22 protein-coding genes and 2 pseudogenes are annotated in these 21721 nt (G+C 68.2%); 17 read left to right on the plus strand and 7 right to left on the minus strand.

The features are described from left to right. Positions 1–6 precede the first annotated feature (6 nt). On the minus strand, positions 7–135 hold the full coding sequence (pqqA, locus tag ACFHNC_RS16995) for a pyrroloquinoline quinone precursor peptide PqqA (RefSeq protein WP_437170420.1): 129 nt from the start codon (positions 133–135) through the stop codon (positions 7–9). 296 nt (positions 136–431) lie between these two features. After that, positions 432–938, minus strand: coding sequence for a DUF302 domain-containing protein (locus ACFHNC_RS17000; RefSeq protein WP_437170421.1), 507 nt, complete (start codon positions 936–938; stop codon positions 432–434). Between the two features lie 174 nt (positions 939–1112). On the opposite strand from ACFHNC_RS17000, the gene ACFHNC_RS17005 reads away from it, so the two are divergent. Further along, on the plus strand, positions 1113–1409 hold the full coding sequence (locus ACFHNC_RS17005) for a recombinase family protein (RefSeq protein ID WP_437170422.1): 297 nt from the start codon (positions 1113–1115) through the stop codon (positions 1407–1409). 62 nt (positions 1410–1471) lie between these two features. On the opposite strand, the gene ACFHNC_RS17010 is transcribed toward ACFHNC_RS17005, so the two are convergent. After that, on the minus strand, positions 1472–2140 hold the full coding sequence (locus ACFHNC_RS17010) for an alpha/beta hydrolase family protein (protein WP_437170423.1): 669 nt from the start codon (positions 2138–2140) through the stop codon (positions 1472–1474). 74 nt (positions 2141–2214) lie between these two features. Here ACFHNC_RS17010 and ACFHNC_RS17015 point away from each other — a divergent pair, with 74 nt between their 5' ends. Beyond that, entirely contained in the window at positions 2215–3021 is an 807-nt protein-coding gene (locus ACFHNC_RS17015) for an exodeoxyribonuclease III (RefSeq protein ID WP_437170424.1), read from the plus strand. Positions 3022–3063: 42 nt separating this feature from the next. Here ACFHNC_RS17015 and ACFHNC_RS17020 read toward each other — a convergent pair whose 3' ends face one another. Next, the gene (locus ACFHNC_RS17020) at positions 3064–4002 is read right to left on the minus strand and encodes an alpha/beta hydrolase (protein ID WP_437170425.1); all 939 of its coding nucleotides are present in this window, start codon (positions 4000–4002) and stop codon (positions 3064–3066) included. A 108-nt stretch (positions 4003–4110) separates the two neighbouring features. Here ACFHNC_RS17020 and ACFHNC_RS17025 point away from each other — a divergent pair, with 108 nt between their 5' ends. Genes ACFHNC_RS17025 through ACFHNC_RS17050 form a run of 6 tightly spaced genes read left to right on the plus strand, consistent with a single transcriptional unit; the run spans position 4111 to position 9488 of the window. Continuing rightward, positions 4111–5364 carry an ABC transporter substrate-binding protein gene (locus tag ACFHNC_RS17025; protein ID WP_437170426.1) on the plus strand — a complete coding sequence of 418 codons (1254 nt, stop codon included), beginning with the start codon at positions 4111–4113 and terminating at the stop codon, positions 5362–5364. A gap of 9 nt (positions 5365–5373) precedes the next feature. After that, positions 5374–6276 (plus strand): branched-chain amino acid ABC transporter permease, encoded by a 903-nt coding sequence (locus ACFHNC_RS17030; protein WP_437170427.1) that lies wholly within the window; start codon positions 5374–5376, stop codon positions 6274–6276. Continuing rightward, positions 6273–7235, plus strand: coding sequence for a branched-chain amino acid ABC transporter permease (locus tag ACFHNC_RS17035; RefSeq protein WP_437170428.1), 963 nt, complete (start codon positions 6273–6275; stop codon positions 7233–7235). The genes ACFHNC_RS17030 and ACFHNC_RS17035 overlap by 4 nt, the downstream gene beginning before the upstream one ends. After that, on the plus strand, positions 7232–8020 hold the full coding sequence (locus tag ACFHNC_RS17040) for an SDR family NAD(P)-dependent oxidoreductase (protein ID WP_437170429.1): 789 nt from the start codon (positions 7232–7234) through the stop codon (positions 8018–8020). The genes ACFHNC_RS17035 and ACFHNC_RS17040 overlap by 4 nt, the downstream gene beginning before the upstream one ends. Further along, positions 8017–8787: an ABC transporter ATP-binding protein gene (locus ACFHNC_RS17045; RefSeq protein ID WP_437170430.1), complete on the plus strand. Its 771-nt coding sequence runs from the start codon at positions 8017–8019 to the stop codon at positions 8785–8787. Before ACFHNC_RS17040 ends, ACFHNC_RS17045 begins: the two co-directional genes overlap by 4 nt. Continuing rightward, positions 8784–9488: an ABC transporter ATP-binding protein gene (locus tag ACFHNC_RS17050; RefSeq protein ID WP_437170431.1), complete on the plus strand. Its 705-nt coding sequence runs from the start codon at positions 8784–8786 to the stop codon at positions 9486–9488. The genes ACFHNC_RS17045 and ACFHNC_RS17050 overlap by 4 nt, the downstream gene beginning before the upstream one ends. A 43-nt stretch (positions 9489–9531) precedes the next feature. Here ACFHNC_RS17050 and ACFHNC_RS17055 read toward each other — a convergent pair whose 3' ends face one another. Beyond that, positions 9532–11160: a flavin-containing monooxygenase gene (locus ACFHNC_RS17055; RefSeq protein WP_437170432.1), complete on the minus strand. Its 1629-nt coding sequence runs from the start codon at positions 11158–11160 to the stop codon at positions 9532–9534. Positions 11161–11261: 101 nt separating this feature from the next. Between ACFHNC_RS17055 and ACFHNC_RS17060 the strand changes: the two are divergent. Both ACFHNC_RS17060 and ACFHNC_RS17065 read left to right on the plus strand, forming a co-directional pair. Continuing rightward, a pseudogene (locus ACFHNC_RS17060) lies at positions 11262–11819 on the plus strand (phosphoenolpyruvate hydrolase family protein); the annotation flags it as partial. A gap of 77 nt (positions 11820–11896) precedes the next feature. Then, complete coding sequence (locus tag ACFHNC_RS17065; protein WP_437170445.1) at positions 11897–12349, plus strand: hypothetical protein; 453 nt, start codon at positions 11897–11899, stop codon at positions 12347–12349. A 42-nt stretch (positions 12350–12391) separates the two neighbouring features. Here the strand turns inward: ACFHNC_RS17065 and ACFHNC_RS17070 are convergent. Together ACFHNC_RS17070 and ACFHNC_RS17075 are read right to left on the minus strand one after the other, a co-directional pair. Continuing rightward, a pseudogene (locus ACFHNC_RS17070) lies at positions 12392–12763 on the minus strand (transposase); the annotation flags it as partial. Between the two features lie 304 nt (positions 12764–13067). After that, positions 13068–13823: a TetR/AcrR family transcriptional regulator gene (locus tag ACFHNC_RS17075; protein WP_437170433.1), complete on the minus strand. Its 756-nt coding sequence runs from the start codon at positions 13821–13823 to the stop codon at positions 13068–13070. Positions 13824–13875: 52 nt separating this feature from the next. Between ACFHNC_RS17075 and ACFHNC_RS17080 the strand changes: the two genes are divergently transcribed. The 7 genes from ACFHNC_RS17080 to ACFHNC_RS17110 all read left to right on the plus strand — a co-directional run bounded on the left by ACFHNC_RS17080 (position 13876) and on the right by ACFHNC_RS17110 (position 21559). Beyond that, positions 13876–15525, plus strand: a complete 1650-nt coding sequence (locus tag ACFHNC_RS17080; RefSeq protein ID WP_437170434.1) for a class I adenylate-forming enzyme family protein — start codon at positions 13876–13878, stop codon at positions 15523–15525. A 3-nt stretch (positions 15526–15528) separates the two neighbouring features. Continuing rightward, positions 15529–16332, plus strand: a complete 804-nt coding sequence (locus tag ACFHNC_RS17085; RefSeq protein ID WP_437170435.1) for an enoyl-CoA hydratase/isomerase family protein — start codon at positions 15529–15531, stop codon at positions 16330–16332. Between the two features lie 101 nt (positions 16333–16433). Next, positions 16434–17492 carry an ABC transporter substrate-binding protein gene (locus tag ACFHNC_RS17090; RefSeq protein ID WP_437170436.1) on the plus strand — a complete coding sequence of 353 codons (1059 nt, stop codon included), beginning with the start codon at positions 16434–16436 and terminating at the stop codon, positions 17490–17492. A 25-nt stretch (positions 17493–17517) separates the two neighbouring features. Continuing rightward, positions 17518–18579 (plus strand): ABC transporter ATP-binding protein, encoded by a 1062-nt coding sequence (locus ACFHNC_RS17095; protein ID WP_437170437.1) that lies wholly within the window; start codon positions 17518–17520, stop codon positions 18577–18579. Further along, the gene (locus ACFHNC_RS17100) at positions 18560–19423 is read left to right on the plus strand and encodes an ABC transporter permease (RefSeq protein WP_437170438.1); all 864 of its coding nucleotides are present in this window, start codon (positions 18560–18562) and stop codon (positions 19421–19423) included. The genes ACFHNC_RS17095 and ACFHNC_RS17100 overlap by 20 nt, the downstream gene beginning before the upstream one ends. After that, complete coding sequence (locus ACFHNC_RS17105; RefSeq protein ID WP_437170439.1) at positions 19410–20225, plus strand: ABC transporter permease; 816 nt, start codon at positions 19410–19412, stop codon at positions 20223–20225. Before ACFHNC_RS17100 ends, ACFHNC_RS17105 begins: the two co-directional genes overlap by 14 nt. A gap of 11 nt (positions 20226–20236) precedes the next feature. Then, positions 20237–21559 (plus strand): NAD(P)/FAD-dependent oxidoreductase, encoded by a 1323-nt coding sequence (locus tag ACFHNC_RS17110; RefSeq protein ID WP_437170440.1) that lies wholly within the window; start codon positions 20237–20239, stop codon positions 21557–21559. The last annotated feature ends 162 nt before the right edge of the window (positions 21560–21721 follow it).

Below are 21721 nucleotides of genomic sequence, written 5' to 3' on the forward strand. Positions count from 1 at the left end.
GCCGGCTCAGTCGATCTCGGCGGAAGCGTAGCTGTTGATTTCCATCGCGAGGGAAATTTCGACGATCTTCGGGGTCTTCCAGGCCATGACTTCGTCCTCCGGCTGCGACCGGCGAGATGCCGGCCGGAACGACATGCCCTTCCAGCCATGTGACTTCAAGACGAGGCGGGACGACAGGGCGCAAGGGCGCTGAACTTCGCGCGAGAAGCCCGGCGCCCAGGGCTGCTGCGCATTCGTGATGTTATCATATTACGTTGCCATGTTGGGCCATTCGGAAAACCGCATGATCCGCACCAGCACGCAGGCGAGGCCGAGGACCGGGGACGCCGCGAAGACGCCGGGCAGGGCGCCAACGGGCGGTCAGGCCGATCGGCAGGGCGGGAAGGTGCGGGCGCGTCGTGGCCGGCGGAACGATGCCGGCCAACGACGTGCTACTGGGCCGCCTCGCGGGTGAGGCGGTCGAGCAGCGCCTCCGTCCCGCGCTGCCCCTCAGCCGGGATGGTGACGCCGTGGCGGGCGAAGACGCGGCTGGCGAGGTCCGCGCCGGTGCTGCGGGTGATCTGCACGCCGCCCTGGTCATCCTCCCACACCAGCACGCGCATCGGCAGGTCGAGCGCGAGCGTCGGGTTGGCTGCCATGCCGGGGGTGCCGGCGGCGGGGTTGCCGAACAGCACCACGCTGCGGCCGCGCAAAGGCAGGCCGGCGTCGCGCGCCGCGGCGGCGTGGTCGATCTCGGCGAAGACCTTCCAGCCGGCGGCGCGGACAGCGGCGCCGAAGCGATCCAGCGTCGGGCGCATGCCATGGGCGCTGCGTAGGGTCACCAGGCCGCTGTCGCCGGTGCTGGCGGGCTGCGCCTGGGCTGGAAGCGCGAGCGGCATGGCCAGTGCCACTAGAACAAGAAGGCGGCGCAGGGCGGCGGGGGAGGCTGCTGCGGTCATGGGGCGGCTCCGTGATGTACACGGAGCTTCGCGGGGGCCGGCCTTGCGGTTACGCGCCCATTCGGGGGTCGAGAGGTCGCACTGGTTGGGGCGCCAGGATCCCCAAGCCGAACTCCGTAAACACGGCGTTTCTTAAGGCCTTTAGCGTCAACCGAAGCTATATGTGTCCCAGACGTGTGGCACAGGCAAGCGGGGCCGACCAAGTTTACGCTACACCCAACGGGGTCTGTCCTGAGAACTGGCGAGACATCACGGAGCCTCCTGCGGGAAACCGAGCAGGGCCGGGTGGACGTGATCGTGGTCTACAAGATTGACCGCCTGTCCCACTCTCTGATGGAATTCGCCAAGTTCGTGGTGGTGACGGAGGCGCACGGCGTGACCTTCGTCTCCGTCACGCATTCGTTCGAACGACCACCAGCAGTACGCGTGCAGTGGCGACTGCCGCAGCATGACAGGCGCGAGCGGGACTGACGCCGCATGTTCAACACCGACCAAAGACCGTAGTCGGTGGTGAACAGGGCAGAGGCAGGCAGTCATCCAGATGGAACGGCGACGGCTTGCATCCATTCGGCGGCACGGTCGAGCAACTCGGCGAGGATTTCGGCATCCGTCCGCCCCGACCTCACCGGAACATGGAAGGAGTGGTCAGCCTGATCCGACACGACCAGCGTCGCCAGTTTGCCCAACTCCGCGATAGCTGGTTCCAGGAGCGCCATCTCGGCGAGGGCGTCGCGCGTCCCCTGGAGAAACAGCATCGGCACGCTGATCTGCGCGAGATGATCTGCTCGATCGGAGGCCGGCTTGCCCGCCGGGTGTAGCGGAAAACCCAGAAAGACCAGCCCGACGACACCCGGCAGTGGTGCCTCCGCCTGGGCCTGTGACGTCATGCGCCCTCCGAAGGACTTGCCGCCCGCAAAGAGCGGCACGTCGGGCAACCTGCCACGCGCCGCGTTGACAGCAGCCCGGACCGCCGCCTGCGCCAGCGGAGGCCGATCTGGCCGCTTGCTGCCGGCTTCCGTGGAGGGGAACTGAAAGCGCAAAGTCGCGATCCGACGTTCAGACAGCCCCTCGGCCACTGCGGCCATAAATGGGTGGGTCATACCGGCGCCTGCTCCATGGGCCAGGACAAGAAAGGCCGCAGGCTGCGGCGGCGCTGCAAAAAGTGCCGACACACTGTGCGCGTCATCGACCTGGATCTTCATGACACCTCCGACGATCATTGTGCGTTGGCCCCAGACCAGCCAACTAAACAGCGGATGAGCCGAGACCCGGTTACGTGAAGATCGCCACCTTCAACATCAACAACGTGAACAGGCGTCTACAGAACCTGCTCGACTGGCTGGAGGAGGCCCGGCCCGACATCGTCTGCCTGCAAGAGCTCAAGGCGGCGCAACACGCCTTTCCCGCCGAAGCAATCAGGGCAGCAGGCTACCACGCGGCTTGGGCTGGGCAGCCCACCTGGAACGGGGTGGCTATCCTCGCCCGTGGTGTCGCACCTGTGGTGACCTGCCGAAGCCTGCCTGGCGATCCCAAAGATTTGCAGAGCCGGTACATTGAGGCAGCGGTCAGCGGCGTCCTCATCGGCTGCCTCTACGCGCCGAACGGCAATCCCCAGCCGGGCCCGAAGTTCGCTTACAAGCTGGCTTGGCTCGAGCGGCTAATTGAACATGCCGGATCGTTGCAGCGGGCGGGGATCCCGATTGCGCTGGCCGGCGACTACAATGTCGTGCCCACAGATGCGGACATCTATCCGTCCAAGTCCTGGGCAAAGGACGCGCTGCTGCAGCCCGAGAGCCGGTCCGCTTTCGCCAGGTTGCTCGCGCAGGGTTGGACCGATGCCATCCGCGCGACACATCCTACCAGGGCTCGCTACACCTTCTGGGACTACAAGCGTGATCGCTGGCGGCGCGATGCGGGTCTTCGCATCGACCACATCCTGCTCAGCCCGGCACTCAGTGACCGGTTGAAGACCGCAGGTGTTGATCGCGACGTACGAGGCCGGGAGGGGGCGAGCGACCACGCGCCGGCCTGGGTTGTGCTGCGGCCAGCAACCGGACGGTCACGTCGGGCCCGCAAGCCCTGACACTTCTAGCCCTGGTCCGCCGCGACGACCGGTCTGCTCCTATCAGGCCAGGCCGCGGCGCAGGGCGAGGCCGGCCATGGCGATGAGATCGAGCGCCGGCCGGATGACGGCGCACATGGTCAGCGCGCCGTGCAGCAGGCCCGCGACGTGCAGGTGGCTGACAGGCACGCCCTCTCGCTCCAGCCGCCGCGCATAGTCGCAGCCCTCGTCGCGCAGCGGGTCGTGGCCGACCGTCAGCACGAAAGCAGGCGCCGTGCCGGACAGGTCGGCGGCGCGCAGCGGCGAGGCGCGCCAATCCGCCCAGCCTGCGGGCTCCGGCGCATAGCGGTCACGGAACCAGCGCATGCCCGCGGCAGTCAGCGGTAGGTCGGAGGTGAAGCGGGCATGGCTGTCATGGCCCTGCGCCATGTCCGTGACAGGATACAGCAGCAGCTGAAGGCGCAACGCGGGCAGCCTGCCATCCCGCGCCATCAGCGCCGCCACGGCGGCCAGGTTGCCGCCGGCGCTGTCGCCCCCCACCGCCAGCCGCGTCGGATCGATGCCGAGGGCTGATGCATGCGCCGCGGCATGGGCGACCGCCTCCGCATAGTCGTCAATGGCCGCGGGAAACGGATGCTCCGGCGCCAGCCGGTAATCTACGGCCAGCACGGCGCAGCCGGAGGCGTTGCACAGGCTGCGGACGAGATGGTCATGCGTCGCCAAGTCGCCGAACACCCAGCCCCCGCCATGCGCGAAGACCAGGCAGGGCAGAACCTCCTCCGCACGCGAGCCCTGCGGCCGGTAGAGCCGCATGGCGATGCCGGAGGGCAGGCGCAGGTCGCGCGTCTCCGCCACATCCGGCGGGGGCGGCTGCAGCACAAGCCGACCGGCGGCGTATTGCGCGCGCGCCGGCCCGGTCTCCATCGCTTCCAGCGGCTGGCGCCCGGCGGCACGGATCATCTCGAGCAGGGTCTGGCAATCCGGATGCAGCGGCGCGGCCATGACGGGTGATTCCTCGGGGCACGACTTGATTGACACCGCATGGGTGGTGCCGCACCTTCCGCGCAAGGGCAAGAAGCCACAAAGGCTGCCCGGGGAAGGGGAACGCCGATGTCCAGGACCAATTCCACCACGATCGGGCGCCGTGCGCTGCTCGGCGGTACCGCTGCCCTGGCGGGATTCCCCAATATCGGCTTCACGCAGCCGCGCCAGCCGATTAAGGTCGGCGTGCCCACCATCCTGTCCGGCCGCGTCGCGCAGCTCGGTCTATCGTCGCGCAACGCCATGCAGATCGAGGTCGACCGCTTCAACGCCTCCGGCGGCCTCGACGGGCGGCCGATCGAGCTGGTGGTGCGCGACAGCCGCGGTGTGCCGGCGGAGGCAGCCCGGCTGGCGCGGGAGATGATCAGCAGCGAGGGCTGCGAATTTCTGCTTGATGCCGAGCCATCCTCCGGCGGCTTCGCCATCCATGAGGTGGTGCGCGAGACGGGAACGGTGACGCTGCACGTCAACTCCGAGACGTCGTCGCTGACCGCCGATCCGCGCCAGCGTTTCTGGAACGCCTTTCGCGTGGCACGCCAAGGCATCCATGATTCCATCGCCGGCGGCGCCTATGCGGCGGAGATCGCGAAGGCACGCAACCTGCGGCGCTGGATGACGGTCTCGCCCGACTACGCCTATGGCCGCGACACCACGGCGGAATTCGTGGAATACGTGAAGAACTTCCACTCCGAGATCCAGATCACCGGCGAAACCTGGCCGCGGCTGTTCCAGGCCGACTACACCGAGAACATCACGCGGCTGTCGCAGGGCCGGCCGCAGGCGGTGTATTCCTGCCTCTGGGCCGGCGATTTGGTGACCTTCGTCGAACAGGCCTCGATCTTCGGGCTGTTTCAGCAGTCGCAGTTCTTCGCGGTGAACATGGCGGACTACACGACGCTGCAGCAGGTGCGGAACCTGCCGCCGGGCGTGCACTCCGGCAACCGCTACCTGCGCAATTTCCCGGACGTGCCGGAGAACCAGGAATTCGCCGCGGAATACAACCGCCGCTTCAACACCTTCCCCACCAACTGGTCCTGGCAGGCCGCAACATCGGTTCGCCTGCTGGGCACCGCGCTGCGCCAGGCCGGCGGCACCGATCCGCGCGCGGTCGCCGGCAAGCTGAAGGGCATGACCATCGACAGCCCCTTCGGCGTCGGCGGCAAGCTGACGATGCGCGCGGAAGACCAGACGCTGGTGGACTACGCCATCGGCTGGGGGGTCACCATCGCGCAGGACCCCTACATCCAGCGCATGACGCCGGCCGACTGGGCCGTGATCTACCGGCTGGAGGCGGAGTGGAAACGCAGCAAGGGCTGGACCTGAGCAACCCGGATGGAACTGGCCGAACTCGGTGAGTGCCTCGCCTCCGTCTCCTGCATCGTGACGCAGAGCGCGGCGGGGCTGACCATCGGGATGCTGCTGTTCCTGGTCGCCTCCGGCCTGACGCTGATCTTCGGTGTGCTCGGGCTGGTGAACTTCGCGCACGGCTCGCTCTACATGATCGGCGCCTACCTGGCGCTGACCGTGCATGGCGCAACGCAAAGCTTCGCGCTGGCGGTGGTGGCGGGCACGCTGGGCACGGCCCTGTTCGGGCTGTTCTTCGAGCGCTTCCTGCTCAGCCGCATCTATGGCCGCGACGTACTGATGCAGTTGCTCGTCTGCTATGCGGTCATCCTGATCCTCGATGACCTGGTGAAGATCATCTGGGGCGCGGATTTCCGCAGCATGGGCGTACCGGAGGAATTCCGCCGGCCACCCTTCATCATCGGCGGCGGCATCGTGCCGTACTTCTACGCCATCCTCTTCGCCATTACCGCCGCCATCGCGGCCTTGCTGGCCTGGGGCATGGGGCGCACGCGCTTCGGGCGCATCGTGCGCGCGGCGGCCATCAACCCCGGCATGGTCGGCGCGCTCGGCATCAACACCACCGTGATCTACGCCGCCGTCTTCGCCATCGGCGCCGGGCTGGCCGGCGCGGCGGGGGCCCTGTCTGCGCCGATCCGCTCCGTCGTCGCGGGTGCGGGCGTCTCCATCCTGATCGAGAGCTTCATCGTTACCGTCATCGGCGGCATGGGCTCCATTGGCGGCGCGCTGGCGGCGGCGCTGATCCTCGGCTTCACGCGCTCCTTCGGCTCCATCGGCTTCCCGCTGTTCGTGGAGGGCGCAATGTTCGCCATGATGGCGCTGGTGTTGCTGCTGCGCCCGAGCGGCCTCGGCGGGAAGCGTCCCTCATGAGGGATGGCGTGCTGCGCGATGCCGGGATTGCCACGCTGGTGCTGGCTGGCTTCCTGGCGGTGACGCTGGGCGGCTTCGGCTCCGCCGGGCTGCTGGACTTCGCCATCCGCTTTGCCACCTTCGGCCTGCTGGCGCTGTCGCTGAACCTGCTGATCGGCACCACCGGCCTCGTCTCCTTCGGCCACGCCGCGTATTTCGCCATGGGCGCCTACGCCTTCGGGCTACTGATGCAGCGCGCCGGCCTGTCCATCCCCCTGGGCATCCTGCTGGCGCTGGGCTGCACGGCGCTTCTGGCCCTGGTGGTGGGCGCGCTCTGCGTGCGGCTGTCGGAGATCTACTTCGCCTTCCTGACGCTGGCCTTCCAGATGCTGCTGCATTCCGTGATCCTGTCCTGGATCTCGCTAACCGGCGGCGACCAGGGGCTGATGGGCGGCATCCCAAAGCCGCCCTTCCTCGGCATCGACCTGTCGCGGCCGCTGCACCTGGCGGGCTTCGGCATCGCCTGCCTGCTGGTCTCCACCGTAGCGCTGCGGCAGGTGGTGCGCTCGCCCTTCGGGGCCGCGCTGCGGATGCTGCGGGACAACCCGGATAGGGCCGCCTTCGTCGGGCTGTCCGTCTATCGCTATCGCCTGGCAGCCTTCGTCATCGCCGGCACCTTCGCGGGCCTCGGCGGCGTGCTGATGAGCCTGTATGTGTCGGGCGCCTTCCCCACCTTCGCCTTCTGGACTACCTCGGGCGAGGCGATCTTCATGATCATGCTCGGCGGCGTCACCGTGTTCCTCGGCCCGCTGGTCGGCGTCGCGATCTTTCTGATCCTGAACGACCGCATCACCGCCGTGACGGAGCATCACGGCCTGTTCCTCGGCATCATCCTGCTGGTCATCGTGCTCGGCCTGCGCAAAGGGTTGCTGGATTTCGTGGTGGATCACTGGCGCGGCCGCCGGGGGGCGAGCCCATGAGTTTCTCCGGCCGCATCGCCGTGGTCACCGGCGGCGCCAGCGGCATCGGCGCCGCCTGCTGCCGGCTGCTGGCCGCGCGTGGCGCGCGCGTGGTGGTCGCGGATCTCGACACGGCGCGGGCGCAGGCGCTGGCGGCGGAACTCCGCGGCATGGCGCTGACGCTCGACGTAGCCTCCCGCGACGCGAACGAGGCGGCGGCGGCGCGGGTCGAGGCCGATCTCGGCCCGGTGGATCTGCTGGTGACCTCCGCCGGCATCATCCAGCGCCCGGTGCGGGCGGAGGCGATGACGGAGGCGGAGGTCGAGCAGGTGGTCCGCGTCGACCAGATCGGCACCTGGAACTCCGCTGTCGCCTTCGGCGCGCGCATGGCCCGGCGTGGGCATGGCGCCGTCGTCACCATCGCCTCCATCGCGGGCATGCGGTCCATGCCGCTGCACGCCTATTCGCCAGCCAAGGCCGCGGTCATCGAGATGACGCGCTGCCTCGCCGCCGAATGGGGCCGCTCCGGCGTGCGGGTGAACGCCGTTTCGCCGGGCTACACGCTCACCCCCGCGCTCGGCGCCGCCATCGCCGCCGGGGAGCGCGACCCGGCGCTGCTGGAAAACTCCAGCGCGCTCGGCCGCATGGTGACGCCGGAGGACATCGCGGAGGCCGTGGCCTTCCTCGCCTCCGACGCCGCGCGCTCCATCACCGGGGTGAACCTGCCGGTGGATGCGGGCTGGCTCGTCGCCCCCTCCTGGGGCGCCTATGGCGGGCTGCCTCCTGCCCGCGGCAACGGGCCGTGAGCGGCGGAAGGCTGGAGCTGCGGGGCCTGAGCAAGGCCTTCGGCGGCGTGGTGGCGACCGACGACGTCTCCCTGGTCTTCGAGCCGGGCACGCTGTCCGCCATCATCGGCCCGAACGGCGCCGGCAAGACCACACTGTTCCACCTGATCACAGGCAAGCTGGCGCCCACCGCCGGCCAGGTGCTGCTGGATGGCGCGGACATCACCGGGCTGGACCGCCGCGACATCGTACGCCGCGGCATCGGCCGCGCCTTCCAGGTGGCGAACCTGTTCCCGAGCTTCACGGTGGAGCAGGCATTGGCCGCGGCGCTGATGGCGCATGAGGGCCGCACCGCGCGGCTGCTCGGCGCCTTCCCGCCCGCCGACATCGCGGCGCGCGCCGGGGAGGTGATGGAGTTGTGCGGGCTGACCCCTCTGGCGCGGACCGTTTCCGCCAACCTGTCGCATGGCGACCAGAAGCTGCTCGACATCGCGCTGGCCCTGGCGCTCGATCCCAAGGTGCTGCTGCTGGACGAACCCACCGCCGGCATGGGCCCGGATGAACGCTGGCGAATGATCGACCGCGTGCATCGCCTGTGGCAGGCGCGTGGCCTGACGCTGGTGTTCATCGAGCACGACATGGACATCGTCTTCCGCATCGCGCAATCGGTTCGCGTGCTGCGTTACGGCTCCGTGCTGGCCCAGGGCACGCCGGACGAGGTGCGGCGCAACCCCGCCGTCGTCGAGGCCTATCTCGGCGCCGACCACGCGCTGGATCCGGCTCAATGAGCGAACTCGAAGTCGAATCCTTGGATGCCGCCTATGGCCACAGCCAGGTGCTGTTCGGCGTGGCCTTCGCGGTGGAGCGTGGCGAGACGCTGGCCCTGATGGGCCGCAACGGCGCAGGCAAGAGCACCACCTTCAAAGCCATCGCCGGGCTGCTGCCGCCGCGCGCCGGCCGCGTGGTCGTGCGTGGGCAAGATGTGGCCGGCCGCAAGCCCTACCACATCGCCCGCGCAGGTATCGGCTTCGTGCCGGAGGACCGCCAAGTGTTCCCTGAACACACGGTGGAAGAAAACCTCGAGATCGCCGAACGCGTGGGCGCCGGCGGCCGCGACTGGAACCGCGCGCGGGCCTTCGAGATGTTCCCCATGCTCGCGCCGCTGCGCCGCCGCTATGCCGGCCGCCTCTCGGGCGGCGAGCAGCAGATGCTGACCATCGCCCGCTGCCTGATGGGCAACCCGGCCGTGCTGCTGCTGGACGAACCCTCGGAGGGCTTGGCGCCGCTGATCGTGCAGGAGATCGGAAAGCTGATCCGCAGCCTGCGCGAGCTGGGCACCACCATCGTGCTGGCCGAGCAGAACAGCCGCTTCTGCCTCGGCGTTGCGACGCAGGTCGCGGTAATCGACAAAGGCAGTATCGTCTGGTCGGGAACCGCCGACGAGTTCCGCGCGCAGCCGGATCTGCAGGCGCGCTACCTCCAGGTCTGACCTTCCATGCAAGCCTGCTCCCCCCAACGGGGGAGAGGGTTCCTCAGCTCAGCGCGAACCCCTCATAGCCCCGCACCGCCACCTCCTCGCAAATGCGGCGGTAATGCGCCATGCCGCCGGCATAAGGCATGAAGACGCGGGGCTTGCCCGGGACGTTGGCGCCGAGATACCAGGACGAGGCGGCCTGTGGCAGCAGCGTCGCCTCCGCCGCCGCATTCACCTGCGCCACCCAATCCTCCGCCGCCTCCGGCTTCGCCTCAATGCGGGATACGCCGTCGGCGCGCAGGCGGGCGATGCAGTCGGTGATCCAGTCGACATGTTGCTCGATGGCAACGGGCATGTTGCACAGAACGGAGGGGCTGCCGGGGCCGGTGATGGTGAACAGGTTCGGAAAGCCCGGCACGCCGAGGCCGAGATGGCTGCGCGGTCCCTCCGCCCAGGCATCCCGCAGCGAAAGCCCGCCGCGGCCCCTGATGTCGATGCGCAGCAGCGGCCCGGTCATGGCGTCGAAGCCGGTCGCGAAAACGATGATGTCGAGCGGGTAGTCCGCCTCGCTGGTCTCAATTCCGGTGCGGGTGATGCGCTGAATCGGCGCGCGGCGCACATCCACCAGCGCTACGTTGTCGCGGTTGAAGGTCTCGAAATAGTCGCTGTCGATCGGCGGGCGCTTCGCCGCATAGGGGTGGTCGATGTCGGCCAGCAGCGCGGCGGTGGCGGAATCGCGGACGATCTGATGGATCTTCGCCTTGATGAAGGAGGCGGCCGTCTCGTTCGCCTCCAGGTCGCTGAGCAGGTCCTTGAAGGTGGCGCGGAACTGCAACCCGCCCTTCGCCCAGGCCGCCTCGTACAGGGCTAACCGTTCCTCCGGGGTGGCGGCCAGCGCCGAACGTTCCGAGATGCGGAAGGGATGCCCGTTCGTCGTCTCGCGCATCGTGCGCTTGATCTCGTCGGAGTTATCGCGGAGGTACTGCCGGAATTCCGGCGTCAGCGGCGCGTTCTGCGCCGGCACGCTATAGTTGGCAGTGCGCTGGAACACCGTCAGGTGCCCCGCCGTCTGCGCGATGACCGGCGCAGCCTGGATGCCGGTGGAGCCCGTGCCGACGAGCCCGACGCGCTTGCCGGTGAATTCCACTCCCTCATGCGGCCACTCACCAGTGTGGACCCAACGCCCGCCGAATTCGCCGAGGCCCTCGATGCGCGGGACATTGGCGGTGGACAGGCAGCCGACCGCGGTAATCAGGTAGCGCGCCGCGATCTCCTCCCCCGCCTCGGTCCGCAGCCGCCATAGATTGGCTTCGACATCGTAACGCGCCGAAACCACGCGGGTGCCGAGCCGGATGCTGCGCCGCAGGTCGAAACGGTCGGCGACGTGGTTGAGGTAGCGCATGATCTCCGGCTGCTCGGGGTAGCGCTCCGACCACTCCCATTCCGCCAGCAATTCGTCGGAAAAGGTGTAGCAATAGGAATGGCTTTCCGAATCGCAGCGGGCGCCGGGATAGCGGTTCCAGTACCAGGTGCCGCCCACGCCATCGCCGGCCTCCAGCACCTGCACCACAAGCCCCAGCCGGTCGCGCAGCGCGTGCAACTGGTACAGGCCGGAGAAGCCGGCGCCGATGATGACCGCGTCGAGCGCGCCCGGTGGCGGAAGGCTGGCGGCGTGGTGGTCGGGCATGTCTGGCGGGCCCCTTCATGCGGCGCCCAATTCTGCGCCCCGGCGGGACCTGCCGCAAGCCGGCCGATGCCCGTGCTGCCTTGCCGGCCCAGCGGTGGAGGATGGCGCGGCATGGCGAAGCGAACGAGATCCTGGTTGATGCGGCGATCGGCTTGGGCATGTCGGCGCGCGCCGCGGCCGATGGCGTCGCCGATTTCCTGCTGGTGCTGAATGCTGGCCTGCTGCGCGTGATGGGCACGCCCTCGCTCGCCGCCATGCTGCCGATCCGCGACCGCAACGCCTTCACCGATGGCTTCGCGCGGCAGGAGATCCTGGGCCGTGTCGGCATCCCCGTCTTCTTCGGCGCCGCCGCCTGCGATCCGCGCCGGGCCGTCCCCACCCTGCTCGACCGCATCCGCGACGCCGGCGACGACGGCATCGCCAACTTTCCGACCGCCATCCACCATGACGGCGAGTTCCGCGCGGCGCTGGAACAGGCTGGGCTCGGCTTCGCGCGGGAGGTGGAGATGCTGCGCGGCGCCCGCGCGCTCGGCCTGCCGATGCTGGGCTACGCTAAGACCCGGGCGGAGCTGGATGCCCTGCTGGCGGTGGGCGTGGACCCCGTCCGCCTGAATTTCGGCTGGAATTCAGGCGGCAGCCAGGGCGTGCCCAGCGGGGTGCCGCTGGACCAGGGGCGGAGCAGGCGCGGCGGCTGTTCGCGCATGTCCGGCGGGTGGCGCCGGGAACGCTATGCTTCGTGGAGGGTGGGCCAATTATCGACCCCGGCCGCCTTCTGCGGGTCTGCGACACATCCCGCGCCGATGGCTATGTCGGCGGCTCCACGCTGGTCCGGCTGCCACTCGAGATGTCGGTCATGCAGCCCACCTCTGCCTTCAAAGTGGCCGGGCTGCTGCGGGAGGAAGCGCCTGAGTGCGGGCGCATCCCAGGCCTTGTCGGCCGATCCCAGGCGGCGCGGCAACTGGCAGCAGCATGCCGTCCAGCAGTTCCGGCGCGGCGTCCCAGGCGGCCTGTTCCTGGTCTGGAAGGCGACGAAGGAGATCCACCACAACGTCGACAGCGACCCCGACCCGACGTGTTCGGCGGCGGCACCGCCGCAGCCGCCGGGTCGATCGGCCATACGGCCGCAATCGGTCAGATCCTGGTGCTCGACCTCGTCTTTAAGGCGGACAGCATTATCACCTCCGTCTGAATGACGGACCACGGCGGATCGCTTGGGCATCAAGCTGCGCAGCGACCACAGCAGCTCATAGAGTGCACGCGCGGCGCTGCCGGAGAGGTTGGTGACGACGAAGCGGGTATCGACGCCATCGGGCCCGGCCTCGACGCGGGCGATGATGCGCTCGACGCGGCTCCAGCTTGCGGCGCCGTCGCGGAATGCCTTGAACTGCGCAGCTTCGGCGCATCTGGTGCGCCGCCGCGCAGCGCGACGGTGCTCTGCTCCAGCGCCAGGATGGGACGGCGCAGCGTCGACGTCGGGGCGACGCCGAGCAGAAAGGACAGGCCCGCGGCGCGGCAGAAGTCGAGCACCTCCGGCGCGCAGTCGTGGCAGCCGGCGCGGACCAGATCTCGACCCGCGACTCAAGGCTGGGGATGGCGCGCACATCTTAACGCTGGCGGCCGATTACCGCTCGGTTCAGGCGCTGGAGGCCTTGTGGGATGAACTCGCCGGATTGCACGGCAGCCCGCTGCATCTTTGACCTCAGTCCTGGCCTCCTGGCCTCCTGGCCTCCTGGCGCTGCTGCTGCAGATGACCAGCGCGGAGGTGGTGGCCCGGCTGCCACCCACCGGCAATCTGTGCGACTTCGGCGTGATGACGACCGAGGACGACCGGCAGATCGGCGTGCCGCCGCGCGTCATCCGCGCCCCGTTCACAGCGCATCCGGCATTGGATTCAAAGAACGGCACCATCAAAGCCTGGGACCAGACTCTATGTCTGGGGACGGATCGCGACCGAACAGAGTGCGGAACCAGCACGCCGAAAGCAGGTCCGCCACCGCATTCTCTGGCATCGCCGCGAGCGGCCCGATCGCAGGCCGCACATAAAGGTCGCGCAGCACACCTTCGACCATGGCGATGCAGGCCAGGGCGCGAGCGGATTTCTCCACCTCCGGCAATGCCGCGGCCGAGGGTTCATGGCGTTCCCACGCCCGCACCACCCGCGCCGCCAGCGCAAGGTTGGCCGTTTGGCCGATCCGCGCGAATTCGGGGTGGGCATTGCCGAGCTGCATCAGGCACCGCATCAGCCCGGCATTCCCGCGGTAGACGCGCACATAGTAGCGGTTGGCGGCACGGATGCGGTCGTAGATCGGCGCTGCAGCAGGCGATCCGGGGCGGCGCTGGCGCACGGTTGCCATGAAATCCGACAGCACCACCTGCGCCGCGGTGCTGCCGTCGGGCCAGTAGCGATAGAAGGTGCCATGCGCGAGCCCGGCCTCGGCCGCGCAATCGGCGACGCGCAGCTCGTGCAGCCCGCCCATTTCCAGCAGCCGCGCGACGGACAGCATCAGACGCAGGCGCGTACGGATGGTCTTGGGCTGCGCGGTGGCGGCGGCAAGACGATGGTTCAGCTGCTCGCAGTAGATGAAAGGGCCTCGCGCCTCTGGCGAGGGCGCTTTGGGCGCCCCAGAGGTCGGGGCCTTTTGTGATGTTGACATCAGCGTCATTTACCGCAAGCGTTGTGCCAAGACCAGGGAATTTGGGAGAGGTCGTGCCAAGGTGCCATCCCCGAACGACACGCCGGTAAACGACCCGGTGCTCGCGGCCCATGCGGCAATGCGGGCGCGGATCGAGGCGCCACCCTTCGCCCTCTCGCTCGGCGCCTTCGTGGATGAGGCGGCGGCGGCGCATGGCGCAGCGCCGCTCTGGCGCTTCATCGATGCGCCAGATGTGCTGCCGCTGCGCGAGATCACCTACGCCGGCCTGGCGGAGGCGACGCGGCGCGTGGCATCGGGCCTGGCGCAGGCGGGCGTGCGGCGTGGCGACCGTGTCGGCGTGATGCTGCCGAACATCCCCGCCTTTCCCGTGTCGTGGCTCGCGCTCGCACGGCTCGGCGCCATCATGATCCCGATAAACACGGGCTACACCGCGCGCGAGCTGGATTATGTGTTGGGCGATGGCGGCGCCTCGCATCTCGTTGTGCATGAGGACGCATTGCCTTCGCTGGAAGAGCTGCTGGCGCAGCGGCCGATCCTCGATCCCGGCAACATCCATGTCGTTGGCCGCGTTCCGCCGGGGATGCGCGACTGGATGGCGCTGCTGGGCGGCGATCCGTCCGGGCCGCTGGGTGAGCCGCCCGGGCTCGATGATCTGGTGAACCTGCAATACACTTCGGGCACCACGGGCTTCCCGAAGGGCTGCATGCTGACCCACCGCTACTGGCTGACGCTCGGGCGCGTCGCGGCCGGGCGGGGCGGCGATGTTGGCGTGGTGCTGGCGGCGCAGCCCTTCTACTACATGGACCCGCAATGGCTGCTGCTGATGGCGATGCATCTCGGCGGCCGCTTCGTAGTGGCACCGCGGCCATCGGCGACGCGCTTCCTGGACTGGGTGCGGCGCGAGGGCGTGGAATACTGCATCTTCCCGCAGATCGTGCTGAAGCAGCCGGAATCGCCCGAAGATTCGCGCACCGCGCTGAAGCGCGTCTCCATCTTCGGCCTCCGATCCGACATGCACGCCGCAATGGAACGGCGCTTCCGCTGCGTGGCGCGGGAGAGCTTCGGCATGACTGAGATCGGCTCCGGCCTCACCACCCCGCCCGAAGCGGTGGAGATGATCGGCAGCGGCACCTGCGGCCTACCCTCGCCCTTCCGTGAGGCCAGTATCCGCGACCCCGACGGCCGCGAACTGGGCGCCGAGGAAATCGGCGAACTCTGGATCCGCGGCCCCGGCATCCTCAAGGGCTATTGGAACAAGCCGGAGGCCACCGCGGAGGCCTTTCGCGACGGCGGTTGGTTCCGCACCGGCGACCTGTTCCGTCGCGATGCGCGCGGCTTCCATTATATCGTCGGCCGCGTGAAGGACATGATCCGCCGTTCCTCGGAGAACATCGCCGCGCGCGAGGTGGAGGCGGTGCTACTGCAGATGGATGCGGTGGAGGAGGCTGCGGTGATCGGCGTGCCGGATGCCGATCGCGGGCAGGAGGTAAAGGCCTGCCTGGTGCTGAAGCCCGGGCTCGGCCAGGCAGAATTGCCGCCGGAGGCGGTCTTCGCGCATTGCATGGCGCAACTCGCGCGGTTCAAGGTGCCACGATTCCTGGAATACCGGACGTCGTTGCCGAAGACGCCGTCACAGAAGATCGCCAAACATGTGTTGATCGCCGAACGCCCCGACCTACGCGAGGGCGCGATCGACCGGCTGAGGATCTGAATCATGCTTCGCTATGAGACCGACGGGCCGCTCGCCATCTTCACCATCGACAACGGTACGGTGAACCCGACGACGCCAGCGATGCACAAGGAATTGCACGCGGCAATGACGCGCTTCCTGCGCGATCCCGATATCCGCTGCGGCATCCTGACCGGCGCCGGCGATCGCGCCTTCTGTGCTGGCGATGACATCAAATCTCCGCGGCGGGCGATGACGCCGAAAGATCAGCTCGGCGACCATCTCTGGCCACATTCCACCGAGGGCGAGACGCCGCACGATTTCAGCTGGTCGCGCGATGTGATCCTGATGGAGCGGTTCAAGCCGATCATCGGTGCGGTCAATGGCTGGTGCCTCGGCATGGGGCTGATCTACCTGCTGACGCTGACCGATATTCGCATCGCCGCGACCACTGCGCGCTTCGGCTTCCCGGAAGTGGCCTATGGCATGGGCGGCGCCGGCGGTTCGACACGGCTGCTGCGCCAGATGCCGCCGACCGCGGCGATGTGGATGCTGCTGACCGGTGAGCCGATGACGGCGGCGGAGGCGGAGCGCAACTTCCTCATCAACCGCGTCGTCGAACCCGGACGCCTGATGGAGGAGGCGCGGCGGATCGCCACCGGCATCTGCCGCCATCCGCCTGCCGCCGTGCGCGTTGAGATGGAAGCCTCCTACCGCGCGCAGGATCTCAGCCGCGCCGATGCGGTGGCCTTCACCAAGCACCTTTACCGGTTGCAGCGCCTCGGGCTGTCCGACGGTGGGGACCTGCTGGAGGATGGCTTCCTGTATCGCCGTGGCGATCAGGCATGATGCGTGGACTTGGCGGATCGGGGCTTGATCCTGTGCCGCCCGCGATGTTGCACTGACGGTCCTCGTCCGAGGCACCGGAACCAGAAAAAGGGAGAGCAGGCATGTCCATCCAGACGACACGCAGGGCCGTACTCGGCGCGGGGCTCGCCGCCGCGACGCTGCCGCTGCCCGCGATCGCACAAAGCAGCGTGCCCAAGCCGGACCGGATCGTCGTCAACGCCTCCGGTGGCGCCATGGCGAACCTGTTCCGCCGCACCTACAATGCGGAGTTCGAGAAGCGCCACGGCATTCGCGTGGTCGACACCTCGCCAGTCGATTTCGGCAAGCTGCGCGCCATGGTCGAGAGCGGTAATGTCGAATGGAGCGTGACGGAACTCGGCGGGCAGGACTTCGTGCGCGCCAAGAACATGAACCTGCTGGAGCCGCTCGACCTTTCGATCATCGACCTGTCGAAGTACCCAGCCGCCGTGCGCGACACCCACGCCTTCCCCTCCTCGGTCTATTCGACCGTGATGGCGTATCGGACGGACGTGTTCCGCGACGGCAGCCACCCGAAGGGCTGGGCGGAGTTCTGGGATGTGGGGCGCTTCCCCGGGCCGCGCTCGCTGCGTAACCATCCGGTGGACAATCTTGAATTCGCGCTGCTGGCGGATGGCGTCGAGCCTGACAAGCTCTACCCGATCGACATCGATCGTGCGCTGCGCAAGCTGACGGAGCTGCGGCCGCATATCTCGGTGTGGTGGACCACGGGCGCGCAGCCGGCGCAGCTTCTGGTGGACCGGGAGGTCGTGCTCGCCTCCGGCTGGAACGGACGCTTCTACGACATCGCCAAGCGCGGCGCGCCGGTCGCGGTGGAATGGCAGGGTGGCTCCGCCAAGCAGAACGCCTTCGGCATCCCCCGCGGGGCACCCCACCTGCATTGGGCGAACCAGTTCCTCCAGGTGATGACCACCCCGCAGCTCCAGGCCGTCTATGCGACGGAGCTGGCCTACCCCGGCCTGCATCCGGACACGCTGAATTTTGTCGCCGACGACGTGAAGCCGCACCTGCCGACCACGCCCGCCAATCTGGAGAAGCAGTTCTGGCTCGGCGTGGACTGGTGGACGGAAAACGGCCAGCGCGCGCAGGAAGCCTGGAACCGCTGGATGTTGCGGCGCTGATGGCCTGGCTGCGGGAGGGCATGGCGTGGATCTGACCGTGCGTGGCGTGGTCCGGCGCTTCGGCGCCGTGACCGCACTGGCCGGCGTGGACCTGGCGGTGGCCGAGGGTGAACTGCTCACCATCCTCGGCCCCTCGGGTTCGGGCAAGACGACCCTGCTCAAGGTTGTCGCCGGCTTCGAGATCCCGGATGAGGGCACGGTCCATCTCGGTACTGCGGACGTCACCATGTCGCCGCCGCGCAGTCGCGACGTCGGCATGGTGTTTCAGAACTACGCGCTGTTCCCGCATCTGACGGTCGCGCAGAACGTGGCCTTCCCGCTGGAGATGCGCCGCCTGCCGAAGGCGGAGCGTGAACAGCGCGTGGCGGAGGCGCTGGCTCTGGTGGAATTGTCGCAATACGGCCACCGCTTGCCGCGGCAGCTTTCGGGCGGGCAGCAGCAGCGCGTGGCTTTGGCACGCGCCATCGTCTTCAAGCCGCGGCTCCTGCTGCTCGACGAGCCCTTCGGGGCGCTCGACCGGAAGCTGCGCGAATCGATGCAACTGGAAGTGCGGCGGCTGCAGCGGCGGCTGCGGCTGACCACGCTGTTCATCACCCATGACCAGGAGGAGGCGCTGATCCTCTCCGACCGCATCGCGGTGATGAGCGCCGGGTTGATCGAGCAGGTCGGCACGCCGGCCGAGGTCTATGCGCGGCCAACGACCCGCTTCGTCGCCGATTTCGTGGGCGAATCAAATCTGCTCGATGGCATCGCCGCGGAGGGCAATGGTGCGGAGGTGGCCGGTCTCGGCCGCATCCAGGCCGGCGCATCGGCCGGCGCGCCTGGCAAGCGTGCCACGTTGCTGCTGCGGCCGGAGGCACTGCGGGTTGGCGCCGATGCCGCGTCCCTGCCCAATCGCGCCACCGCGCGTATCCTGGAGACGGTTTTCCTCGGCCTGTCCGTCAAGCTGCGGCTTCAGGTGGAGGGCGGGCCGGAAATGCTGGCGCGGCTGCCGCTCCGCCCCTCCGCCCCGCTTTCGATGACGGAGGGCGAGGTGGTGCCGCTCGGCTTCGCGACGGAGGATGTGCATGTCATCCGCCACGGCTGACCGCCGGCGCGCCGACCCCGCGCGGGCGCGGGAGCGGATGCTGGTGATGCTGGCGCTGCCGGCGCTGCTGCTGCTCGGCGTGATCTTTATCTGGCCGCTGCTGCGGCTGCTGTCGATGTCGGTGGCCGACGGTACGCTCGATCAGTTCGAGAAGGCGGCGCTCGACGATCTCTATGTCATGGTGCTGTACGGGAGCATGGAGATCGCGGTGCTGGTTACCGTGATCTGCCTGGCGCTCGCCTATCCAGTGGCGGCATGGCTGGCGCAGGCGGGGCGCACGGGCTTCATCCTCGGCATGTTCTTCCTGCTGCTGCCGTTCTGGACCAGCATCCTGGTACGCACTTATGCATGGATGGTGCTGCTCGGGCGCAACGGCGTGATCAACCGCACGCTGCGCGACTGGGGCTTGATCGAGTTTCCCCTGCCGCTGCTGCACAACCTCACCGGCGTGCTGATCGGCATCGTCCATGTCATGCTGCCCTACATGGTCATCCCGATCTATGCCGCGCTGCTGCGCATCGATCCCGACCTGCGCCGTGCGGCTGAAGGTCTCGGCGCACCAGCCTGGCGCGCCTTCCTGCGCGTGACGCTGCCGCTCTCCTTGCCCGGCGTCTTCGCCGGCTGCGCGCTGGTCTTCGTCATCACGCTCGGCTTCTTCATCACGCCGGCGCTGCTGGGCGGTGGGCAGGTGATGATGATCGCGATGCTGATCGAGCAGCAGGTGCGCGAATTCCTCGATTGGAACTTCGCCGCGGCGCTGGCGACGGTGCTGTTGGCGGCGACGCTGGTGATCTACGCGGCGCTCGCGAAGCTGACGGGGGGGCAGGGCCATGGCGCACGCTAGGCGACAGCCGCGCAACGTCGGTCGAATCCTGCTGACCATCTTCGCCGGCCTGGTCTTTGCCTTCCTGATGGTGCCGCTTCTGGTGGTGTTCCCGATCTCCGTCTCCTCGGCCTCCTACCTGCAATTCCCGCCGCCGGGTTTCTCCTGGCAGTGGTATCAGCGCTACCTCGATGACCCCACCTGGATCGAGGCCACGATACGCAGCTTCAAGGTCGCCATCCTCTGTACGGTGCTGTCGATGGGCCTCGGCGTGCCGCTGTCCTTCGCGCTGGTGCGGTCGCGGCTGCGTGGCATGCGGATCGCGGACCGGCTGGTGGCTGCGCCGATCATCGTGCCGAACATCATCATCTCCATCGCGATCTACAGCCTGTTCGCCAAGCTGCAGCTGATCGGCGTCTGGTATGGCATCGCGGTAGCGCATACCATTCTCGCGCTGCCTTTCGTTGTGATCCTGGTCAGCGCCGGGCTGCGCACCTTCGACGAGGCGCAGGAACAGGCCGCAATGGGGCTCGGCGCGTCCTGGCCCGTCGCGGTCTGGCGCATAACCCTCCCGCAGCTGCGGCCTAGCCTGATCTCCGCCGCCTTCCTGGCCTTCGTCACCTCGTTCGATGAGCTGGTGATCGCGATGTTCCTGTCCGGCGCATCGATGACGCTGCCGAAGAAGATGTTCGACAACATCATGCTGGAGATCGACCCGACCATCGCAGCGGTCTCCGTGCTGCAGATTTTCCTGGCCTGCATCTGCCTGGGCATCGCGACGCTGTTCGGCCGCGGCGTGGTACCTGGCACGGCCGGACGATGAGGAACGACGCCATGGACAGCACCGTTTTCCATCCAGAATTTAAGCCACAGCCCTACTGGTGGGAAGCAATCCCGATCGGCACGAATCCGGATGCCGAGCTGCCGGCGAAGGCCGATGTCGTCGTCGTTGGCGGCGGTCTCACTGCGTTAAACTGCGCGATCGAACTGGCCCGCGGGGGCGCGAAGCCGGTGGTGCTGGAGGCGGAGGATTTCGGCTTCGGCGCCTCCACCCGCAACGGCGGCGCCGTCTCCGGCGGCGTCAACCTCGGTAAGGGCATGTCGGGGGCGAAGGCGGGCGATGGCTCGATCGATCCAGTGGTGCGCGCAATGATCGGCGACGCCGCCGAGAGCTTCACACATATCGAGACGATGATCACGCGCGAAGGCATCGAATGTCAGTATGAGCGCTGCGGCCGCTTCGTCGGCGCCTTCACCCCAAAGCACTATGACGGCCTGGCCGCGCGCATCGATCTTCTGAACGGCGAGGCAAAGGCGGAGGCCAGCATGGTCCCGCGCGAGCGGCAGCGCGAGGAGATCGCGTCGGATTTCTACCGGGGCGGCATGGCGATCGAGCGCAGCGGCAAGCTGCATCCGGGCCTCTACCACCGCGGTCTGATGGCGGCTGCGGAACGCCATGGCGCGACACTGATGGGCCGCACGCGCGCCGGCAGGCTGGCGCGCCAGGGCGCGGGTTGGACGGTCGAAACCTCCCGCGGGACCATCGCGGCGGATGAGGTCGTCATCGCAACCAACGGCTACACTGGCGGGCTGACACCGGACCTCCAGCGGCGCGTCATTCCGCTTGCATCGCATATCATCGCAACGGAGCCGCTGGATGCGGATCTCGCGCGCAGCCTAATTCCGAAGGGGCGCACGCTGTCCGATACGCGACGGGTGCTGTCCTATTATCGCATGTCGCCGGACGGTACGCGCGTGCTCTATGGCGGCCGCGCACGCTTCACTCAGGTGGGGCCGGAGGTCTCCGCGCCGGCGCTGCATGCGATGATGCTGGCCCGCTGGCCACAGCTGAAGGGTGTACGGGTCACCCATGCCTGGACGGGCAATACCGCCTTCACCTTCGACTTCCTGCCGCATATGGGCGTCACCGAGAAGGGCCTGCACTACGCCATGGGCTGCAACGGCTCGGGCGTCGCGATGCTCTCCTATCTGGGCGGGCAGATCGGGCGGAAAATCCTGGGTGGCGGCAACCGCGTCACCGCCTTCGACGGGCGGGACTTTCCGACCAGGCCGTTTTACACTGGCTACCCATGGTTCCTGCCAGTCGTCGGTACCTACTACCGATTTCGCGACTGGCTTGACCGCAAGGTCGCCTGACGCCCGCGGCTGCCAGATACTGCCACAAGGCGGAACGGCGCCCAGGCTGGGCGGGGGCGATCGGGATGTTCAAGCTTACTGGCGGCGCCTGCCGCCTTCGGTCAGCGCTGCGTGGCATGGGGTGCGCGGGGCGCCAGGATTCGAAGACACCTTCCTAAATTG

Origin of the sequence: Falsiroseomonas sp. E2-1-a4 (assembly GCF_051433165.1) — a bacterium.
Lineage (GTDB): Bacteria > Pseudomonadota > Alphaproteobacteria > Acetobacterales > Acetobacteraceae > Falsiroseomonas.